This window comes from Chromobacterium rhizoryzae (assembly GCF_020544465.1).
In the GTDB taxonomy this organism is placed as follows: Bacteria; Pseudomonadota; Gammaproteobacteria; order Burkholderiales; family Chromobacteriaceae; genus Chromobacterium.
The window spans coordinates 3,287,699-3,305,332 of sequence record NZ_CP066126.1 but is presented as its reverse complement, the minus strand read 5'-3'; the positions used below and the strand labels follow the sequence as shown (position 1 = coordinate 3,305,332).

The window sequence follows — 17,634 nt, the reverse complement described above, 5'->3', positions numbered from 1 at the left end:
CCCCGGCTGCAAAGATTTATACGGGGGTGTTTTTTTAAGAGTGTGTATATGGGTAGGTTGAAAAAAAGAGTAGTAGTGGGCTGGTGTATTGCCATATTGGGAGTCGCCGCTAACTGTATGGCGGGAGGTATGCAGCCAGCTACTTCGGTCTTGTTGCTAAATGAAGCCGATGTTGCTGGTGCCATGTTGTTGCAAAATACCGATAAGCGGCCCTTGCTTTTGTACTCAAAAATTGAAAACCTGCCGGAGGATGAGGGCGAGAAGCCGTTGGTGATGTTGACGCCGCCTGTGGCTAGAGTTGAGGCTGGGGAGTGGCAACAAGTGCGCTTTATGTTGCAGCTTAAAAAACCTTTGCAAACGCAGCGTTTGAAGCGCGTGATTTTTGAGGGGATACCACAAAAATCAAGAGCGGATCGAGCGCAAGTGGCGATTGCAGTACGGCAAAACCTCCCATTGGTGATTCACCCAAAGGGCTTGCCGGTAAACCGCGAACCATGGAAATTATTAAAGTGGTCCTTGAGTGACGGCCAGCTGACATTGGCAAACGACAGTCCTTATGTGGTGCGGATGGCTCAGGTCGTGAATCTCCAGCCGCAGGGCACCGCAGTGCAATTGGAGCGCAGCTATGTGTTGCCGGGGCAGACGCTGTCGTTCCCGGTTACGGATACCGGGGCCGAGGCAGTTAGGCTGTACCCGGCCACTCTGTACGGCTTCAGCGTGGACAGCTACGACGCGCCGTTGACGGCCAAGGCCGGCTAATTGGCGGTTTGGCAAGAGCGCCCGGCCTACTGCGGGCGTGGGGAGGCGTGGGCGGGTGCCCGGCTGCCGACAAGGCCCTGGAAACGCCGGCCGCTGGCGGCGGCCTTGCTGCTGGCCTTGGGCGCGACGCCGTCGCTGGCGCTGGGCGCCGAAGCGGCCGAAGACGCGATGTTCGATGCCGATGTTTTGCGCGCGCGCGGTCTGGACCCGGCCTTGGCCGAGTACTTCCGCGGCAAGCCGCGTTTTGCCGAGGGGCGTCAGCCAGTGAGTTTGTCGCTCAATGGCGAGGCATTGGGCGAGGTGGAGGCGGAGTTCGACGCGCAAGGCCAGCTTTGCTTCAGCCCGGCTTTGTTGGAACAGGCGCGCTTGCAAGGTCCGCCCCCGGATGAGGCGGAGGGCGTCTCCGTGGCGCCGGCCTGCTACGACTTTGTCGGCGCTTGGCCGCAGACCCAGGTGCAGCTAAACCCCAATCTGAACCGGGTGGCGCTGTTGGTGCCCACCGCGGCCATTCTGCCGCAGCCGCAAGAAGAGATTCAGCTGGAAAGCGGCGGCGTCGGCGGCATGCTGAACTACGACTTCAGCGCGAGCAGCTATCAGGGCCTGGGCAGCGGCAGCCGCAGCTTGTCGCTGGACACCGAGGCCGGCGTCAATATTGGCGACTGGATTGTGCGCAGCCGCCAGTTCTACTACTCCAATAACGGTCAAGGGCAGTTCAGCGATCTGGGCGCTTACGCCCAACGCTCCTTCATCTCCCAGCGCGCGCGTTTGCAGTTGGGTGTGATCAATGTCGACAGCCCGCTGTTTGCCGCCGGCCAGTTGCTGGGCGCGCAGTGGACGCCGGAGAGCGGCCTGGAGCAGGGCGGCCCCGGCGCGCGGGTGGAGGGCGTCGCCAATAGCGTGGCGCGGGTGGAGGTGCGGCAGGCGGGGGTGTTGATCCATATTGCGCAAGTGCCGGCCGGGCCCTTCTCTTTTGACCATATCCGCCTCAACAACCGCCATGTCGATCTGGAAGTGACGGTGGTGGAGAGCGACGGCGGCGAGCGGCGCTTCACGGTGCCGGCGGCAAGCCTGGCGCTGGATGCGGCCGCGCCGCTGGGCTATTCGCTGGCCATCGGCCGCTTGCGCGATGTTGCCGACGACGGCGAGGAACCCTTGCTGCTGACCGGCTCCGGCAGTTGGGCGCTGGGACAACGGGCGCAAGGGACGCTGGGCGCGCTCGGCACGCCGCAATACCAGGCCCTGGGCCTGGGGGCGGATGTCGGCCTGGGCGTCGACACGACCTTGAGCGCGCGCGGCGTGGCCTCCATGGCGCGGGAAGAGGGCGTGTTCGGCCATCAATCCAACTGGGCGATGAGCACGCGGATGAGCGAGGCGATGAGCGCCTCCTTATCGGCCTCGTTTCAATCCGAGGGCTACCGCGATCTGGGCGAGGCGACGACGGCTTACGGTCGAGAGCAAGCCGGCCAAGCGCGCAAGCGCCGCACCCGCGCCCAGTACTCCGCCTCCCTGGGCTGGAGCCATCAGCGCGCCGGCAGCTTCCGGCTGTCCTATTCCACCAGCCGCAGCTTTGACGGACATGTCAGCAGCCGCTGGCTGGGCAGCTGGGGCAAGTCTTTCAAGCGGATGTCGCTGAATCTGAACGTGGAGAACGGCCGCAACTCCTTTGACGGCCGCCGTTATCAAGCCTGGTATCTGAACTTCAGCCTGCCGCTGGAAAAACGCCGCATCAACAGCACGGTGCGTAGCAGCGGCGGCGACACCAGCCTGAATACCTCGGTCAGCGAAACCGTCAACGAGTATTGGGGTTATCAGTTGAGCGCGGAACAGAGCCGCCGCGGCACCGGGGTGAGCGCCAATGTCAACGTGCAGCCGCGTTACGCCAGCGCCCGGCTGGGCGTGGGGCAGAACTACGCCGGCCGCCATTTTTCCGCCGGGCTGAGCGGCGGCCTGGCCTTCCACCGCGACGGCGTCACCGCCTCCCCGGCGCAGATCCAGGACAGCTTTGGCGTGTTGTCCACCGGCAAGGTGTCCGGGGTACGGGTCAACACGCCGGGCGGCGCGGTATGGACCGACGCCGGCGGCCGCGCGGTGATCCCCAGCTTGACGGCTTACGACGTCAGCCGGCTGGAAGTGGATGTGAAAAGCCTGCCGCGCACGGTGGAACTCAAAAACGGCTACAAGGAGTTGAAAGTCAGCCGCGGCGCGGTGCGTCATGTGGAGTTCGACGTGTTCCAGACCCGCCGCGTGTTGTTGGAGGTCAAGGATAGCTTGGGCCAGCCGCTGAGCGCCGGCGGATCGGTGCTGACGGCGGACAACCGTTTCGTCACCACCGTGGTGGAGGGCGGCAAGGTGTTTCTGGACAATGCCGAGCCGGGGCAAGTTCTGACCGTGACCACGTCCAACGGCAACCGTTGCCAGCTGGATTTCGCGCTGTCGGAAACGGTGGACGAGCAGGTGTTTTACGAGCAGTTGAACGCGGTATGCCGGGCGGAAGCGTGAGCGAGGAGCAAGGAATGAAGTCGATGATTAAGCGGGCAACGGCCGGTCTGGGCGGCCTGCTCTTGTGCCAGGCCGTGTTGGCCGACAACTGCGTGATGCGCTTGAGCGGCGAGCAGTTGGATTACGGCGTGTTGAACAAAGGCCAGTTCAAGAGGGCCAAGTCCGGGGTGTTGGCCTTGGGCAAGCGGCGGATGACGCTGAGCGTTCAATGCGAGCAGCCAAGCGCCATCCGGCTGCGGCTGGAGGCGGAGCCGGCCGCCAAGGGCATGGCCTTGTGGAACGGCAAGGGCCACTACCGGATGAGCATGGGCGCGGCGCAATTGGATGGCCAGCCGGTGTTGCTGGCCGCCGTGCGTACCGGACAGGCGGCGCTGGAGCAGGCTGCGGCGGAGGTGGCGGTGGACGCCGAACATAAAATATGGGCGGTGGCGGACGGCAAGCCGGCCCGCGGCAAGCTGTTTACCGCGCAAATCTGGGTGGACGCCCAGGTGACGGCCGATACGCTGCGCGCGCGCGATGTGGAGCATTTGAGCAGCGGCGGGCGCCTGTTGCTGGAGAGGGACGACCGTTAAAGAGCGGTTAATAAAAATCGGCGTTACGGCTGAGGCAAGACGCGCCGACGCAGCCTCAGGGGTGTGTTTGCCGCTCCAGGCGTCGTTCCTGTTTGGGCGGGCCTGAACCGATCAAGCGCTTGGGCGGAGCCTGACTTTTTCTCCGCCCACTGATGTCTCAAGCCTGTAGGGCCGCCAACGGATTCCCCATCCCGCCTTGCGTCTGCCGGTCTTGCTGGCGAGAAGAGAACGCTGTCAAAAACGGTATCGATATGAAATATCCTTTGCTGCCTTAATTTAGTACCCGTCCTATTAAAATCCGGAAAAATTAAGCGTAGCGTTGCGCCTAGCATTATTCCTGGCCGTGAGGCATGTCAGTTGTGATTTCGGCTTGTCTCGCTCTTGCTGGCCAGGTCATGAATACGCTCTTAGGCAAAGGTATAGAAATCATGCTGAAGTCATTTCAGGTCGCAGTCGACGACTCTTTACTCAACGCGTTTTCCCATGAGAACCAGCACATTCAGCTAAGCATCGGCATTGGCCATCATAAAGTCAGCGACATCACCTTAAGCCGGGGCGATATTGAAGGCATTGTTACCCATAGCGCGGCTTTTTCGGTGGAGGGGATCAAGGCGGACAATGGAATGACCACCATTGTCTTGCGGCTTGCTTCTGGTTTGTGCGAGCAGGATGTTCTGAGATCCATGCATGCCCCATGGCGCGCTTACGCCTTGCCGACAGAAGCGCGTAAGTCCCCTCAGCACACCGTGCTATCCGGAGCCTCCGGAGATCATTGGTAGGTTGGCGTCTGCGGGCTCAAGATCAGCCGATGAAATCGACCTTGAGCAAGCCGGCGCCGGGCAGGCTGTTCACGGCCTGGCTCCAGGGGCGCAGGCGTATCCGCAATGGGCTCTCTCAGAACCTGTTTACGCTCTGCCGCGCGTCGTGAGACGTCACACGGTGAGTACCGCTTCGAAATGCTCATGTACCACGAGTACATTCCGCTTTTTCGCTCATTTTCGCCTTGTCTCGCTCTTGCTCGCGAGACTTTGAACAGGCTCTTATTAGGGCACAACATGAATATCTTGCTATTGTCGGCCTTTCCCGCCGAATCCGCCCTGCTGTCGCAACAGCTGTCCGCCGCGTGGGAGCCTGAGCCCATGCTCGGCGCTTTGTCCTGTCGCAGCCTTCAATACAATCTCCACCAGCTCTATCTGGCCGAAACCGGCGTGGGCACGGAAGACGCCGCCTTGACCACTCAAGCGGTGCTGCTGCAACGGGATATCGATCTGGTCTTGTTGCTGGGGACTTCAGGCGCAGTGGGAGATCATTGGGAGATAGGCGATGTCGTCGCCGGCAGCAAAGTCGTGCAGATGGATCTTTACGGCATCGACAAGATCCTGAAAGGCACGCTGTTTGAATCCTGTCTGTTTAACAGCAATACCCATGCTCCGCTGGAGACGGAATGGGACGTGGACCGCTATTGGCTGGAGAAGCTGACAGCGCTGCCTGGGGTGAAGCCGGGGCTGATCTTCAGCAGCAACCAGTTCCCAGTCCCTTCCTCCCTATTTCCCTTGATGTTGGAGTTGGGAGGCGGCGTGATTGAGATGGAAGCCTCCGGCGTGATGCGCGCCGCCCGCCGGCTGGGCTCCACGCCGGTGCTGGTGCTGCGGGCGGTCAGCAATATTATTGACAGCCGATGGCACGATACGGGTACGCCCGAGCATGGCATTGAGTTGCGCGCGGAGCGGCTGTCCGCCGCCGTGTTGAAGCTGCTGTCCGCCATTTGAAGCCTGCCAAGAGGCTGTTCAAAGTCCCGCTTTGGCTTGCCGGGCTTTGAACCGCTTCTTCATTTCCCCCGTTTGATCTCCCGCCTGGCCGGGCGGCCGTCTCCGGCTTGACGCTCCGCCCCCGTCTCAGTACTCTTTGCCTCGCGCTGCGCCAAATAACGCCGCGCCGGGCAGGCAAGCCTATTTTTCCCTTATTCGCAGACCCGCAGAGTCCGCCAGGACCCCGCACGTCTGTTGCCACGCACTTGCATCTGGGCAGGGCGTGGCAGGGAGCCTCTCGGGGCTGCCGGCCTTAATAAGGGAACCGGTCTTGCCACCTTGTCACGCTCCTGCTCGTATCCGAGCAGGCTTCCAAAGCTGACTTGGAGACTGCAATGACTCCTTCTGATTTTTCCCCCGCTTTTGCCAAACCACCCCCGGCCGCTTGCCAAGAACGCCAGTACTTGCTGTCCCAAACCGCGTTTGCTTGCGCGCAGGCCTTGAATTGCTTCACTGTATTGCGTTCCGCGCTCATGGCGATCCAAGCCAAGCGCAGCGGCAGCGAACCGTCCCATCTGCAATTGTTGGCGCGCCTCTCGCTTGAGGTGCTGGACGATTGCGCCGCCCGCCTGCAAACCCTTTACATCGAAACTGATGAGGCGCTCAAGACCGCGCCGCCCGCGCCGGCCCATTCGGAGGCCGCCGCCGCGTCGTGCTTGAAGCCGGACGCCGCCCGTTAAACAAGGGCGGCCCGCGCCTGCGCGCGGATTTCACATTTTCACGAGGAGTTCACTTTAGCCATCGCATGTAGTCGGGAGATCGTCATGTCGCAACATCATGAGTTTGGGGCGCGCCGCAGCCGGGCGTCGGTGGAGAAACCGCAGGGGAGAGATGCCCGCCGCGTCAACGCCGGGGAGGGCACGGCATGAAAGCGACCGTGATGCAGTTGCATCGGGATTTGCAATTGGGCAGAACCAGCAGCGTGGCGCTGACGGAGCAGGCGCTGACCGTCATCGCCGGCCATAGGGCGGCAGGAGGCGCGGCGTTTACCCATGTGGACGCCCAAGCTGCGCTGGCCGCCGCCCGGCACATCGACGCCGTCGGTCTCTATCCCACGCCGCTGGCGGGTCTTCCCCTGTCGGTCAAAGACCTGTTCGACGTCCAGGGCCAGATCACCACCGCCGGCTCCGTGGTGCGGAAGCAAAATCCGCCGGTGCAGCAGGATGCAACCGTGGTGGCGAAGCTGCGCGCGGCCGGCGCGGTGCTGCTGGGGCGCACCAATATGAGCGAGTTCGCTTGCTCCAGCCTGGGCTTGAATCCGCATTACGGCACCCCGCGCAATCCCGGCGATCCGGAACGCGTGGCGGGCGGGTCCAGTTCCGGCGCGGCCGTCAGCGTGGCCCTGGACATGAGCGTTGCCGCGCTGGGCTCGGACACCGGCGGCTCGGCGCGCATTCCCGCCGCCTTTTGCGGCCTGGTCGGTTTCAAGCCCACGGCGAAGCGGGTGCCGATGCAGGGCTGCCTGCCCTTGTCGCCGTCGCTGGATTCCATCGGAACGCTGGGGCGCTCGGTTTCTTGCTGCGCCATCCTGGACGCGGTGCTTTGTAGCGGCTGGACGCCCTCTCATGCGCGCGGTCAGCCCCCCGACGTGAAAAAACGCCGGCTTTACGTGACCGAAGACTATCTTGCCGAGCATCTGGACCTCGCCGTGGCCCAGGCTTTTGACGAGGCCCTGGCGCGTTTGTCCCAGGCCGGCGCCCGCATCATACGTTTCGATTTCCCCGAGCTTGGCTGGATTGCGGACATGGACGCCCAGGGCGGGCTGGCGGCGGCCGAGGCCTGGCACGAGCATGGCGAGCGGCTGGAGAGCGAGGACGGCGCTTACTACGACCCGCGCGTGGTCCGACATCTGCGGCAGGGGGCCGGTCAGAGCGCGGTCAGGTATCTGGAGCTGCTGGAGCGTCGCCGCACGCTGCAAGCCGTCGCCGCGCATCGCCTGTCCATGGCCGACGCCTGGCTGATGCCCACGGTGGCGATTCTGCCGCCCAGGCTGGCGGAGCTGGACGACGACGAGGACTACGGCCGTTTGAACCGGCTGGCTCAGCGCAACAGCGCTGTGGCCAATCTGCTGGACGGCTGCGCGCTCAGCCTGCCGCTGACGGCTCAGATCGGTTTGAGCGTGTGCGGGTTGCATGGCCGCGACACCCATACCCTGAAAATCGCCGCCGGCATTGAGCGCGTGTTGGAGTGTTGAACCGGGCCGGTTCAAGGTCTGGCGCGCGAGAGGGAGACAAGGCGAAAACGGCTGAAGAAGCGGAGTGCGCAAGTGGGGCATGAGCGTTCTGAAGCCGGCACTCATCATGCGATGTGGCAGACGTTGAACAGGTTCATTAAGAGCCGCGAATAAAACCTCGCAGAGAACCTGAGCCAAGGCGCGCCGACGCAGGCAGTACAAGTCGTACGGCAAGGAGGCGCAACGCAGGATCAGGGGTTTTGTTAGCGGGTCTAAGGAGAACGGTGATGAAAGGCCAATTACCCATGATGGAGCAACTGAAGCTGTTGAACCAGGATTTGCTCGACGCCCAGCCGGATCAGCACGCGCTGTTTCATCTTGGCCGGCAGATGGCTTTGCAGTGCGCGGAGATGGACGCCTGCCTGTTGCAGGGCTTGATGGAGATCCGCTCAGCCCATGTCGGTTTGCAAGCCATCCTGACCGTGCTGCAACGCCGCGACGAACCCTTGTTGTTCCGCAGCGAGGAGGCGGCGGCCTTGCTGGAGCCGGTGCAGCAGCGGCTGAGCCAGGGCTTGAACGTTCTTAACCGCCTGGTTTGAGCCCCGCCGCGGCGATGCGCGCGCAACAGCGCGTCGGGGCCGGCTTTTCGTACTGGTCAGATATTTTTTGACGGCGCGCTTGCGCATACTTGCCTCATCTTGTGCGGCGCCCTGCCGCATAGGGTCTCACGCCGATCCCCCGGTGTTGAGCTGCCTAGTGTCTATTGCAAACCCATTATGTTTGCCTCCCTCTCCCTGCGTGGAGAGGGATATTTTTTTAACCGGAATCCCGCTCCGGCCTGTCGGCACGAGCTGATCGCGCCGTTTGCGAGCCATCTGCTAGGAGAAAGCATGAACTTCAATATGAATGTCGCCCAGTTCCAGCACAAATTGGCCGAAATGGAGGAGGAAAACCTCATGTTGCGTTTGCAGCTGGATGTTTACCGCGATGAGTTGTTCAAAAAGTACGAATCGTTTCTCGATGAGAAGTTGACGTCGGAAATGGACAAAAAACTGAGCCTGGACGTACGCAAGGCGGAGGCGGACATGCGTCAGAAAATGCAGGAAGAAATCAAGCTGTTGAGGGAAGAGTTGCAGCGCCTGCGCTCGCTGGGCAAGACCGAGCCCAAGCTGAACAAGGTGGAAAAGACGGCCGAAGTGCCGACTTTGCTGGCCACGGCCTGAATCTGACTGGGGCGGCCGGCCGGCGGCGGATTCCATATGAGCGGAGTTTTCATGAGAGCATTTTTGCTGTTGTGCTGGTTTTTATTGGCCTTGGGCGCGGCGCAAGCGCAGCCGACGGTGGGCAAGGATTATCTGGTGCTGCCCAAGCCGCATCCGGTGTCCAGCGGCGACAAGATCGAGGTGGCGGAGTTTTTCTCCTATCCCTGTCACTATTGTTACGCTCAGGACGCCGCGATCACGGCCTGGTTGAAGGCTCAGCCCAAGGATGTGAACGTGGTGCGCAAGCATGTGGTGTGGGGCCGGCCGATGGAAGGCTTCGCCCGGGTGTTCGCCACCCTGAACGCCGCGGGTTTGGCGGATCGTTTGCATGTGGCCGCCTTCCGCGCGGTGCAGCACGACAAGATCAATCTGGGCAAGGAGGCGGAGTTTGAGAAATGGCTGCGCCGCCAGCCGGGCGTGGACGCCGCCAAGACCATGGCGGTATACCATTCCTTCGCGGTCAAAGCCCAGGTGGAAGCCGCCGCCAAGTTCACCAAGGATTACCGGATTAGCAGCACGCCCATGCTGGTGGTGGACGGCAAATACGTGCTCGCCGCGGCCCAGCCGGTGCAGACGCGGAAAGTGCTGGACGCGCTGCTGGCCAAGGTGAGGGCGCAAAGAAACGGCCAGGTCTGAATGTTTCGACAAGCGGTTCAATGCCGCATCGCCATGCGCGGCGGGCATTGAGCCGCTTCTTGATAGCACGCAGCCGCCTTATCGGGCGGCCGCATCGTTTTTGCCCGCAGGTCCAAACGGGGTATGATGGCGGACCGTATCGTTTATAGCGTTTGCACACTCCGCCGCCCATGTCCCAGCATACTTTCTCCCCGGATGGGAACGCCCATCTCAGCCCCAAGGCCTGGTATCAGGCCGCCAGCGAAAAACCCGGCTTCATCCACGACGCGGCCCAGGCGGCGGCGATCGAGGAGCTGGACCTGCTGTGGCATCAGCTGGTGGAGTTCAAGAACAAGCGCAACCGCTTCCTCGGGCGCAGCCTGCGCAGCCCGGACGTGCCCAAAGGCCTGTATTTCTGGGGCGGGGTGGGGCGCGGCAAGAGCTTTCTGATGGACGCCTTCTACGCCTGCGTGCCTTACCGCCGCAAGCGCCGCATTCATTTCCACAATTTCATGGCCGAGGTGCACCGCGAGTTGCGCGCGCTGGCCGGCAGCAAGGACCCCTTGCTGGCCTATGCCGACAAGATCGCCCGCGATACCCGTCTGCTGTGCTTCGATGAATTCCACGTCAGCGACATCGCCGACGCGATGATGTTGGGCCGGCTGCTGTCGGCCTTGTTCGAGCGCGGCGTGGTGCTGGTCACCACCTCCAACTACGCGCCGGACGGCCTCTATCCCAACGGCCTGCAAAGGCAGAACTTCCTGCCCACCATTGAACTGATCAAGCGCGAGCTGAAAGTGCTGAACGTGGACGGCGGCAACGATTACCGGCTGCGCGAGCTGACGCGCGAACCGCTGTTCATGGTGCCGGCGGACGCGGCCAGCGAGGAGAAGATGGAGCAGCTGTTCCAGCGCCTGAGCCACGGCGTGGAGCAGAAAAAACGCGCCATCGAGGTGCTGGGCCGCGAGATTCCGGTCAAGCGCCTGGCCGCCGGGGCGATCTGGTTCGATTTCCTGGCCTTGTGCGACGGCCCGCGCGCGCAGACCGATTACCTGGAAATCGCCACCGAATACCATACCGTCTTCGTCAGCGGCATCCCCAAGATCACCGCGCGCGAGGCGTCCATCGCCCGCCGCTTCACCTGGCTGGTGGACGTGTTCTACGACAACCGCGTCAAGCTGGTGGCCTCCGCCGCCGCCGAGCCGGAACAGCTGTACACCGAGGGGCTGCAGGCCGGCGAATTCTTCCGTACCGCCAGCCGGCTGACCGAGATGCAATCGCGCAGCTATCTGGAGCTGCCGCACCAGTCCGTCGGCCAGACCCACGACCAGCCGCCGGTCGGCGTGGTGCTGTAAACGGCCGCGGACATGGACGCCGCCGGCCTGCTGCAAGCAGTGCGCGCCTGCCGGCTGTGTGCGGACAGCCTGCCGCACGGCCCGCGCCCGGTGCTGCAATGGCATCCGGACGCGCGCATCCTGATCGCCGGCCAGGCGCCGGGGCGGCGCGTGCATGCGTCCGGCCTGCCTTTCGACGACCCCAGCGGCGAGCGGCTGCGCGATTGGCTGGGCGTGGACAAGACGGTGTTTTACGATGAAACCCGCATCGCCATCCTGCCGATGGCCTTCTGTTATCCCGGCACCGGCCCATCCGGCGATCTGCCGCCGCCGCCGCAATGCGCGGCCGCCTGGCGCCGGCCCTTGCTGGCCGGCCTGCCGCATCTGCAATTGACGATTTTGCTGGGGCAGTACGCGCAGCGCTATCACCTGCCGGGCCGCTATCCGCGGCTGACCGAGGCGGTGGAGCGTTGGCGCGAACATTGGCCGGCCTTGCTGCCGCTGCCGCACCCCAGCCCGCGCAATCAGCTGTGGTTCCGCCGTCATCCCTGGTTCGAGGCCGAGCTGCTGCCGGCTTTGCGGCAGCGGGTGGCCGAGGTGCTGGAGCGCGGCTGAGAAGCTGTTTACGATCTGCCGCGCGTCGGCGGGATGGATAGAAATGGGCGTTGAAACCAAGCTCAAAATGCGCATGTACCACGAGTACATTCCGCTTTTTCGCTCGTTTTCGCCTTGTCTCGCCTTAGCTCGCGAGATCGTAAACACGTTCTAAGCACTATTCACCATCAATGTTTCTCCAAGGAGGCCGCAATGTGGCGACGCTGGATCTGGAACGGCAAGCAATGGTTGTTTGACTGGGGCGTGCGCCAGCAGCGGCGCTGGGCCGGCTTGAGGCCGCGGCGGCTGCGGCTGGAGCAGGGCGAGTTGAGCTGGCTGGAGCGTCCGGCGCCGGCCGGCGCGCCTACGGTGCTGATGCTGCACGGTTTCGGCGCGGAGAAAGACCATTGGGCGATGCTGGCGCGCTGCCTGCCCAAGACCTTCCGTTTGATCCTGCCGGATTTGCCCGGCCACGGCGACAGCATGTCCGGCCTGGACATCAGCTACCGGGTGGAGGCGCAGGCGGACCGGCTGCGCGTTTTCCTGGAGGCTTGGGGCGTGGAGAGCGTCCATCTGATCGGCAATTCCATGGGCGGCGCCATCGCCGCCAACTTCGCCGCGCGCTATCCGCAGTCGGTGGCCAGTCTGACCCTGCTCAACGCCGCCGGCGCCGGCGTCAGCGCCAGTGAAATGGCCGAGTCGTGGCAGCGCAGCGGGGACAACCCGATGCTGGACATGACGAGCGCGGACGGGGTGAGGGCGATGCTGGACTGGGCGATGTACCGGCCGCCGCCGGTGCCCGGCTTCGCCATCGAGGTGACGGCGGCGCGCAAGGCGGAACGCGCCGAGGTGGAGCGCAGGATTTTCGACGATCTGTTCGACAGCGTGGATCAGCGGCCGGTGCTGGCGAGCATCCAGGCGCCGACCTTGATTGTCTGGGGCCGCGAGGACCGCATCCTGCACGTGGAGGACGCGGATTGCTTCGCCGCCGCCATCGCCGGCAGCGAAAAGCAGGTGCTGGAGCAGGTGGGCCATCTGCCGATGATGGAACAGCCGCGCCGGGTGGCCGCCCTGTGGCTGGAGTTCGCGCGGCGGCGGGCCGGCGTCTGAGAGCCTGCTTACGATCTGCTGCGCGTCGGCGATACGGCGTTGAAAGCAGCTTCAAAATGCTCATGTACCGTGTGTACACTCCGCTTTTTCAGCCGCAACGCCTTGTCTCGCCTTAGCTCGCGAGATCGTAAACACGCTCTGATATCCGGTTTACAAGCGCCGCGCGCGGCGCGCTGTTCCCATTCCGACGCCGGCAGGCCTCAGACCGCCGGCCTGGCTTGCGTCTGAGCCGTCGCGACGGCGTCTCCGCGCAGCAAGGCCAGGCCGCAGGCGATCACCACCACCTGGGTGCCGATCAGGCTGGCGAAACCCATGGCGAAGCCGCCGCCGCTGTCCCCGCTCAGGCTGATCAGCCAGCCCATCAACACCGGCATGAGGCCGGCCGTCAGCCCGCCTACGCCATTGGTGATGCCGAAGGCGCAGGCCACGTGCTCGGCCCGCGAGTAGTACTGGACGGTGCTGGGAATGGCCGGGCTTTGCAGTCCCCAGCACAGCCCGGCGGCGGTCAGGCAATAGGCGGCGGTGTAGCGGTCCGCGCTGTTGATGGCCAGCAGCACCGCCAGCGCCACGCCCATACTGGCGAAGATGAAGATCAAAGGCACGCGGCGGCGCGGGGTCAGATCCAGCAGCAGGCCGCCCAGCAGCACGCCCAGCACCACCGCGTATTGCGGCAGCGAGGCCAGCCAGCCCATTTCACGCAGGGAGAAGCCCCGGGCCTGCTGCAAATAGGCCGGCAGCCAGTTGCTGCTGCCCCATAGATAGGCGAGAAAAGCGGCGGTGAGCAGGGTCATGGTCAGGATGTGGCGGGTGTGGAAGGCCCCCCGGAATAGATCGGCCACGGTGGCGAGCGCGGCGCGCGGGGACTCCGGCCGCGGCAAGGCGGCGTAAGAGAGGGGCATGCGCACGAAGGCCAGCACCAGCGGCACGCCCAGCAGCACATTGAGCAGACCCAGCAGGTGGAAGGACGATTCCCAGTCCAGCAGCGCCACGGTGTAGCCGATCAGCGGATAGCCGACCGCCAGCCCGAGGCCGGTGCCCATATTGAACAGGGCGTTGGGCTTGCCGCTTTCCCCGCTGTCGAAGTGGGCCTTGATATAGGAGGAGCCCAGCGCGAACAGCGGCCCTTCGGCGAAGCCGAGCAGCGCGCGAGACGTCAGCAACATGCCGTAGCTGTTGAACCAGGGTGAAACAAAGGTGATCAGCCCCCAAAGGCACAGCCCGTAGATCAGGCTGCGGCGCACGCCGAACAAAGCGGCGCAAAATGGGGTGAACAGGATGGCGGACAGGCCGTAACCGGCCATGAAGGCGGTGGCCAGCAAGCCTTGCGCGCCGCGATCGTGCACGGTGATGCCCAGGTGGCGCAGAAAGTCGTTCTGGGTGATCAGCACCGCGATATTGATCCGGTCGACGTAGGAAATGGCGACCACCAGGAACAGCGTGGCCACGCCCAGCCAGCGTTGATTGCGTGTGTTCATTGCTCTTTCTCCTATTGCGTGGGGCGGTCTTGTCGCCGCTCGAGGCGCGCCGGCAGCGGGCGCAAAGGCTCCCCGCCGGCCCGCTTGGGGCCGGTTGTGGTGAAGGGGGAGACCGTCGCGCCCATCGCGGGCGCGCGTTTAGAGATCCAGGACCAGCTGCCGGCTCTTGCAGCCGGAGACGCAGATCATCATGGTGTTGCCGGCCCGGCGCTCGGCCGGGCTCAGCACCGAGTCGTGGTGCTCCGGCTCGCCGTCCAGCACCCGGGTTTCGCAAGCGCCGCAAATGCCTTCCCGGCAGCTGCAGTCCACCTTGACGCCGTGGGCCAGCAAGGCGTCGAGCAGGGATTGGCCGGCGGCCACATTGAGCTTGCGCCCGCTTTGGGCCAGCACCACTTCGTAGGGCGCGCGTTCGGCGGCGTCGGCCTGCGCGGCGGGCTTGGCGGCGAAGCGTTCGATGTGGACATGGGGCAGGGCCAGGTCCGCGCATATTTGCTCAAAGCTGTCCAGCATGGGGCCGGGGCCGCAGCAATAGAAATGGCTGTCGGCGGGGAAGCGCTCCAGAAAGCCGGCGAGCTTGGGCGGGCAGCCGGCTTCGGCGTCGATATGCCAGTCTATCGGCTGGCCGCCGCGGGCGATGTCGTCGGCCAGGGCCGCCTGTTCGCGGGTGCGGGCGCAGTAGAGCAGGCTGACCGGCCGGCCCAGTTCGCGCATCCGCGCGTACATGCTGTAGATGGGGGTGATGCCGATGCCGCCGGCGATCAGCACGGTTTGGCCGGCGCTTTCTTCCAGCCGGAAATGATTGCGGGGCGCGGAAGCCGGCAGTTCCGCGCCGACGCGCAGCTGCTGATGGATGTAGAGAGAGCCGCCGCGGCTGGCGCGGTCCAGCTGGACGGCCACCACGTAGGCGCGCGGCGCGCAGCGCGGCGTGACCAGCGAGTAGCTGCGCGCCATGCCGTTGGGCAGGTGCAGATCAATGTGGGCGCCGGCCTCGGCTTGCGGCAGCGGGCCGCCGTCCGGCCGGGCCAGCTCCAGGCTGAGCACGCCGTCGGCTTCGCGACGCATCGCCTCCAGGCGCAGGGTGAGCAGGGTTTGAGTCATGGCGGGATCTCGTTGCGGGCGCGGAGCGGCATGGCCGCTCCGACGCGGGGTTCAGCCTTGAGCGGCGGCCATTTGTTCGGCGGCGAGGCGGCGCAGATAGCGGCGCTGACGCACGATGCCCATATCGTGCTGGTACAGGAACTCCCGGTCCCAGGCGTCCAGCTCCATGTTTTCCAAGGCTACACGGTCTTGTTCCAGCACCTGCCAGTGGCGCGCCTCCAGCCGGTTTTTATACAGAAAGCGCCAGGTGTCGCGCTGCCAGCCGCTGACCTTGCGGCAGCGCCAGAACACCACGGCGCACAGTTCGCGGCTGATCGGGGTGTACATGCCGATGATGGTGAAGTTGCCGCCGGGGCCGCCGGTCTTGGGATAGGGGATTTCCAGCCGGTGCCACATCGCCGTGCCGTCGTCTATGAGTTCGGTCCAGTCGAAGTTGACGTTCTTTTGGCCGGTTTTTTCAAAGACGAAGCCTTGCTCCAGGTCCCGGATGGCGAATTCGGCCTGGCTGGCGCCCTCGGACATGGTGTGGGATTGCTTGTGCAGGAAGGCGCCGTGCATCGGGTCCATCACATTGTCGGCCACGTAGCGGTAGTCGTTGCCCCATTCCACATAGCAGGGAAAGTGGCTCCATTCGTCGGAGTTCAGATACTCCGGCAGCCGCAGCGGAGGCGGCGCGGCCACCTCTTGGCTGGCGTTGTAGATGAAGATCATGCCGGCCTGCTCCTCCACGTGAAAAGCGCGAGCGGCCTTGGCGCCTTCCAGCTTGCAGCCGGGGCTGCCCGGCACCCGGGTGACGGTGCCGCGGCAGTCCACCTCCACGCCGTGATAGGCGCAGCCCAGGCGGTCTCCCAGCACAAAGCCCATGGACAGCGGCGCGCCGCGGTGCGGGCAGTGGTCTTCCAGGCAGTGGACCTTGCCGTTGGCCGGCTCGCGCCACAGCGCCAGCTTGTATCCGAGGCGGCGCAGGCTGACGGCGCGGTCGCCGACGAAGCGGGACGGACAGACCATGTGCCAGCGGTCTTTGAGGCCCTTGGCCAGATAGGCGTCGATTTGTTCCATGCTGAAATCGCTCATGATGTTCTCCTCGATGGGTTTATTGAGCCAGGCGCGCCATTTCGGCGCGGAACAGCGCTTCGTTCCAGCTGCCGCCGTTGGGCGCGGACGGGCCGTGCTGGTTCAGGTGGGCAAGCAAGGCGTTCAGATCGTGGATTTCCTGCGCGTAAGCGCGCTCCAGGGCGTCGCCCAGCAGATCTTCGTAAGGCGTGGGGGCGGTTTGCTGCGCCTGGCGGGGCTCCAGGTAGCGGGACGGGATGACTCGGCTCATGGGGTTCTCCTTGGGACGGGGTGCGGTTTAGCGGTCGGTTTCGCCGGTTTTGTCGGTGAGAAAGCCCCGGCGCGGCGTCTCTGCGTGTTTGGGGCGGCGGGTATGGCCGTCCAGGCCGCCGGTCACCGCCCATTCCGCGAAGCGTTCCGGCCCGGGCTCGAAATCGCGCGGCTGCCAGGCTTCGGTCAGTTCGTCTTCGTCGCTGTAGTACTCGACCAGGCCACCGGCCGGGTTCTCGAAGTACCAGAAGTAGGCCGAGGAGATGGGGTGGCGGCCGGGGCCCAGTTCGGTTTTCCAGCCGAGCCGGTCCATGGCCAGGCCGCCGCCTATCACTTCGTGTATGTCGCGCACGGCGAAGGCCACGTGGTTGAGGCCTTTCTTGCCGCTGGGCAATTGCAGCAGGAATAGGTCATGGTGGCCACCGCGCGGCGCGCAGCGCAGAAAGCTGCCGCGTTGCGGGTATTGGTCGGACAGGGCGAAGCCCAGCCGGTCGCAGTAAAAGCGCACCATGGCTTCGCGCTGGTCGACGAAGAGCACCACATGACCCACTTCTATCGGTTGGGCGCGTTCGTAAACCGGGGCGCGCTGATCCACGCGCGGCCGTTCGCTCCAGCTGTTGAAGCGGGCGCAGTCCAGTTGCAGCGGGCGCTTGCGGCTGACTTGCAGCGCGATGCTCAGGCCGCAAGGGTCCTGGCAGCGCAGCCGCTCCGCTTCGCGCCGGAAGCCGGGCAGATTGCGCAACTGCGCGGCGTATTGATCCAGATCGCCGGCGCTTTCCACTCCCCAGACCACTTCCACCAAGGTGGGCCCTTCCTCCAGGCCGGCGGGCAGTCCGGGCAGGTCCGGGTGGGAGACGCGCACCACGCAGTCGTTGAGGCTGCGGAATTCCAGTTGCTGATCGCTTTCCCGCTCCAGGCGCAGTCCCCAATCCAGGAAAAAGCGTTTGCAGGCGGCCAGATCGGCCGCGCGATAGTTCACTTCGTCTATGCCAAGCACCGCCATGGCGGATCC

18 protein-coding genes are annotated in these 17,634 nt (G+C 64.4%); 13 read left to right on the top strand and 5 right to left on the bottom strand.

Features of this window, described 5'->3' with window-relative positions; translation table 11 throughout:
- Positions 1 to 48: 48 nt before the first annotated feature.
- The 13 genes from JC616_RS14785 to JC616_RS14725 all read left to right on the top strand — a co-directional run bounded on the left by JC616_RS14785 (position 49) and on the right by JC616_RS14725 (position 12,726).
- Complete coding sequence (locus JC616_RS14785; protein WP_227103924.1) at positions 49 to 759, top strand: fimbria/pilus chaperone family protein; 711 nt, start codon at positions 49 to 51, stop codon at positions 757 to 759.
- Complete coding sequence (locus JC616_RS14780) at positions 760 to 3,258, top strand: fimbria/pilus outer membrane usher protein (protein ID WP_227103922.1); 2,499 nt, start codon at positions 760 to 762, stop codon at positions 3,256 to 3,258.
- 14 nt (positions 3,259 to 3,272) lie between these two features.
- Entirely contained in the window at positions 3,273 to 3,830 is a 558-nt protein-coding gene (locus JC616_RS14775; RefSeq protein ID WP_227103920.1) for a DUF1120 domain-containing protein, read from the top strand.
- A gap of 395 nt (positions 3,831 to 4,225) precedes the next feature.
- Entirely contained in the window at positions 4,226 to 4,609 is a 384-nt protein-coding gene (locus JC616_RS14770) for a hypothetical protein (RefSeq protein WP_227103918.1), read from the top strand.
- A 276-nt stretch (positions 4,610 to 4,885) separates the two neighbouring features.
- Complete coding sequence (locus JC616_RS14765; protein WP_227103916.1) at positions 4,886 to 5,599, top strand: 5'-methylthioadenosine/S-adenosylhomocysteine nucleosidase family protein; 714 nt, start codon at positions 4,886 to 4,888, stop codon at positions 5,597 to 5,599.
- A gap of 512 nt (positions 5,600 to 6,111) precedes the next feature.
- Positions 6,112 to 6,318 (top strand): hypothetical protein, encoded by a 207-nt coding sequence (locus JC616_RS14760; RefSeq protein ID WP_227103914.1) that lies wholly within the window; start codon positions 6,112 to 6,114, stop codon positions 6,316 to 6,318.
- A gap of 185 nt (positions 6,319 to 6,503) precedes the next feature.
- The gene (locus tag JC616_RS14755; RefSeq protein ID WP_227103912.1) at positions 6,504 to 7,832 is read left to right on the top strand and encodes an amidase; all 1,329 of its coding nucleotides are present in this window, start codon (positions 6,504 to 6,506) and stop codon (positions 7,830 to 7,832) included.
- A 266-nt stretch (positions 7,833 to 8,098) separates the two neighbouring features.
- On the top strand, positions 8,099 to 8,410 hold the full coding sequence (locus tag JC616_RS14750; RefSeq protein WP_227103910.1) for a DUF1484 family protein: 312 nt from the start codon (positions 8,099 to 8,101) through the stop codon (positions 8,408 to 8,410).
- Between the two features lie 291 nt (positions 8,411 to 8,701).
- Positions 8,702 to 9,034, top strand: coding sequence for a hypothetical protein (locus JC616_RS14745; RefSeq protein WP_107799146.1), 333 nt, complete (start codon positions 8,702 to 8,704; stop codon positions 9,032 to 9,034).
- A 51-nt stretch (positions 9,035 to 9,085) separates the two neighbouring features.
- A complete protein-coding gene (locus JC616_RS14740) occupies positions 9,086 to 9,709 on the top strand; it encodes a thiol:disulfide interchange protein DsbA/DsbL (protein WP_158274268.1) in 624 nt (207 codons plus the stop codon).
- A 170-nt stretch (positions 9,710 to 9,879) separates the two neighbouring features.
- The gene (gene zapE, locus JC616_RS14735; RefSeq protein WP_227103908.1) at positions 9,880 to 11,043 is read left to right on the top strand and encodes a cell division protein ZapE; all 1,164 of its coding nucleotides are present in this window, start codon (positions 9,880 to 9,882) and stop codon (positions 11,041 to 11,043) included.
- A gap of 12 nt (positions 11,044 to 11,055) precedes the next feature.
- Positions 11,056 to 11,637, top strand: coding sequence for a uracil-DNA glycosylase family protein (locus tag JC616_RS14730; protein ID WP_227103906.1), 582 nt, complete (start codon positions 11,056 to 11,058; stop codon positions 11,635 to 11,637).
- A gap of 192 nt (positions 11,638 to 11,829) precedes the next feature.
- Positions 11,830 to 12,726, top strand: coding sequence for an alpha/beta fold hydrolase (locus JC616_RS14725; protein WP_227103904.1), 897 nt, complete (start codon positions 11,830 to 11,832; stop codon positions 12,724 to 12,726).
- A gap of 200 nt (positions 12,727 to 12,926) precedes the next feature.
- Here JC616_RS14725 and JC616_RS14720 read toward each other — a convergent pair whose 3' ends face one another.
- The 5 genes from JC616_RS14720 to JC616_RS14700 form a co-directional block, all read right to left on the bottom strand.
- The gene (locus JC616_RS14720) at positions 12,927 to 14,201 is read right to left on the bottom strand and encodes an MFS transporter (RefSeq protein WP_107799141.1); all 1,275 of its coding nucleotides are present in this window, start codon (positions 14,199 to 14,201) and stop codon (positions 12,927 to 12,929) included.
- A 138-nt stretch (positions 14,202 to 14,339) separates the two neighbouring features.
- The gene (locus tag JC616_RS14715; RefSeq protein WP_227103902.1) at positions 14,340 to 15,299 is read right to left on the bottom strand and encodes a PDR/VanB family oxidoreductase; all 960 of its coding nucleotides are present in this window, start codon (positions 15,297 to 15,299) and stop codon (positions 14,340 to 14,342) included.
- A 51-nt stretch (positions 15,300 to 15,350) separates the two neighbouring features.
- The gene (locus tag JC616_RS14710) at positions 15,351 to 16,373 is read right to left on the bottom strand and encodes an aromatic ring-hydroxylating oxygenase subunit alpha (protein WP_227103900.1); all 1,023 of its coding nucleotides are present in this window, start codon (positions 16,371 to 16,373) and stop codon (positions 15,351 to 15,353) included.
- Positions 16,374 to 16,392: 19 nt separating this feature from the next.
- Positions 16,393 to 16,623 carry a recombinase-like helix-turn-helix domain-containing protein gene (locus tag JC616_RS14705; RefSeq protein ID WP_107799138.1) on the bottom strand — a complete coding sequence of 77 codons (231 nt, stop codon included), beginning with the start codon at positions 16,621 to 16,623 and terminating at the stop codon, positions 16,393 to 16,395.
- Positions 16,624 to 16,650: 27 nt separating this feature from the next.
- On the bottom strand, positions 16,651 to 17,625 hold the full coding sequence (locus tag JC616_RS14700; RefSeq protein ID WP_227103898.1) for a VOC family protein: 975 nt from the start codon (positions 17,623 to 17,625) through the stop codon (positions 16,651 to 16,653).
- Between the last annotated feature and the right edge of the window lie 9 nt (positions 17,626 to 17,634).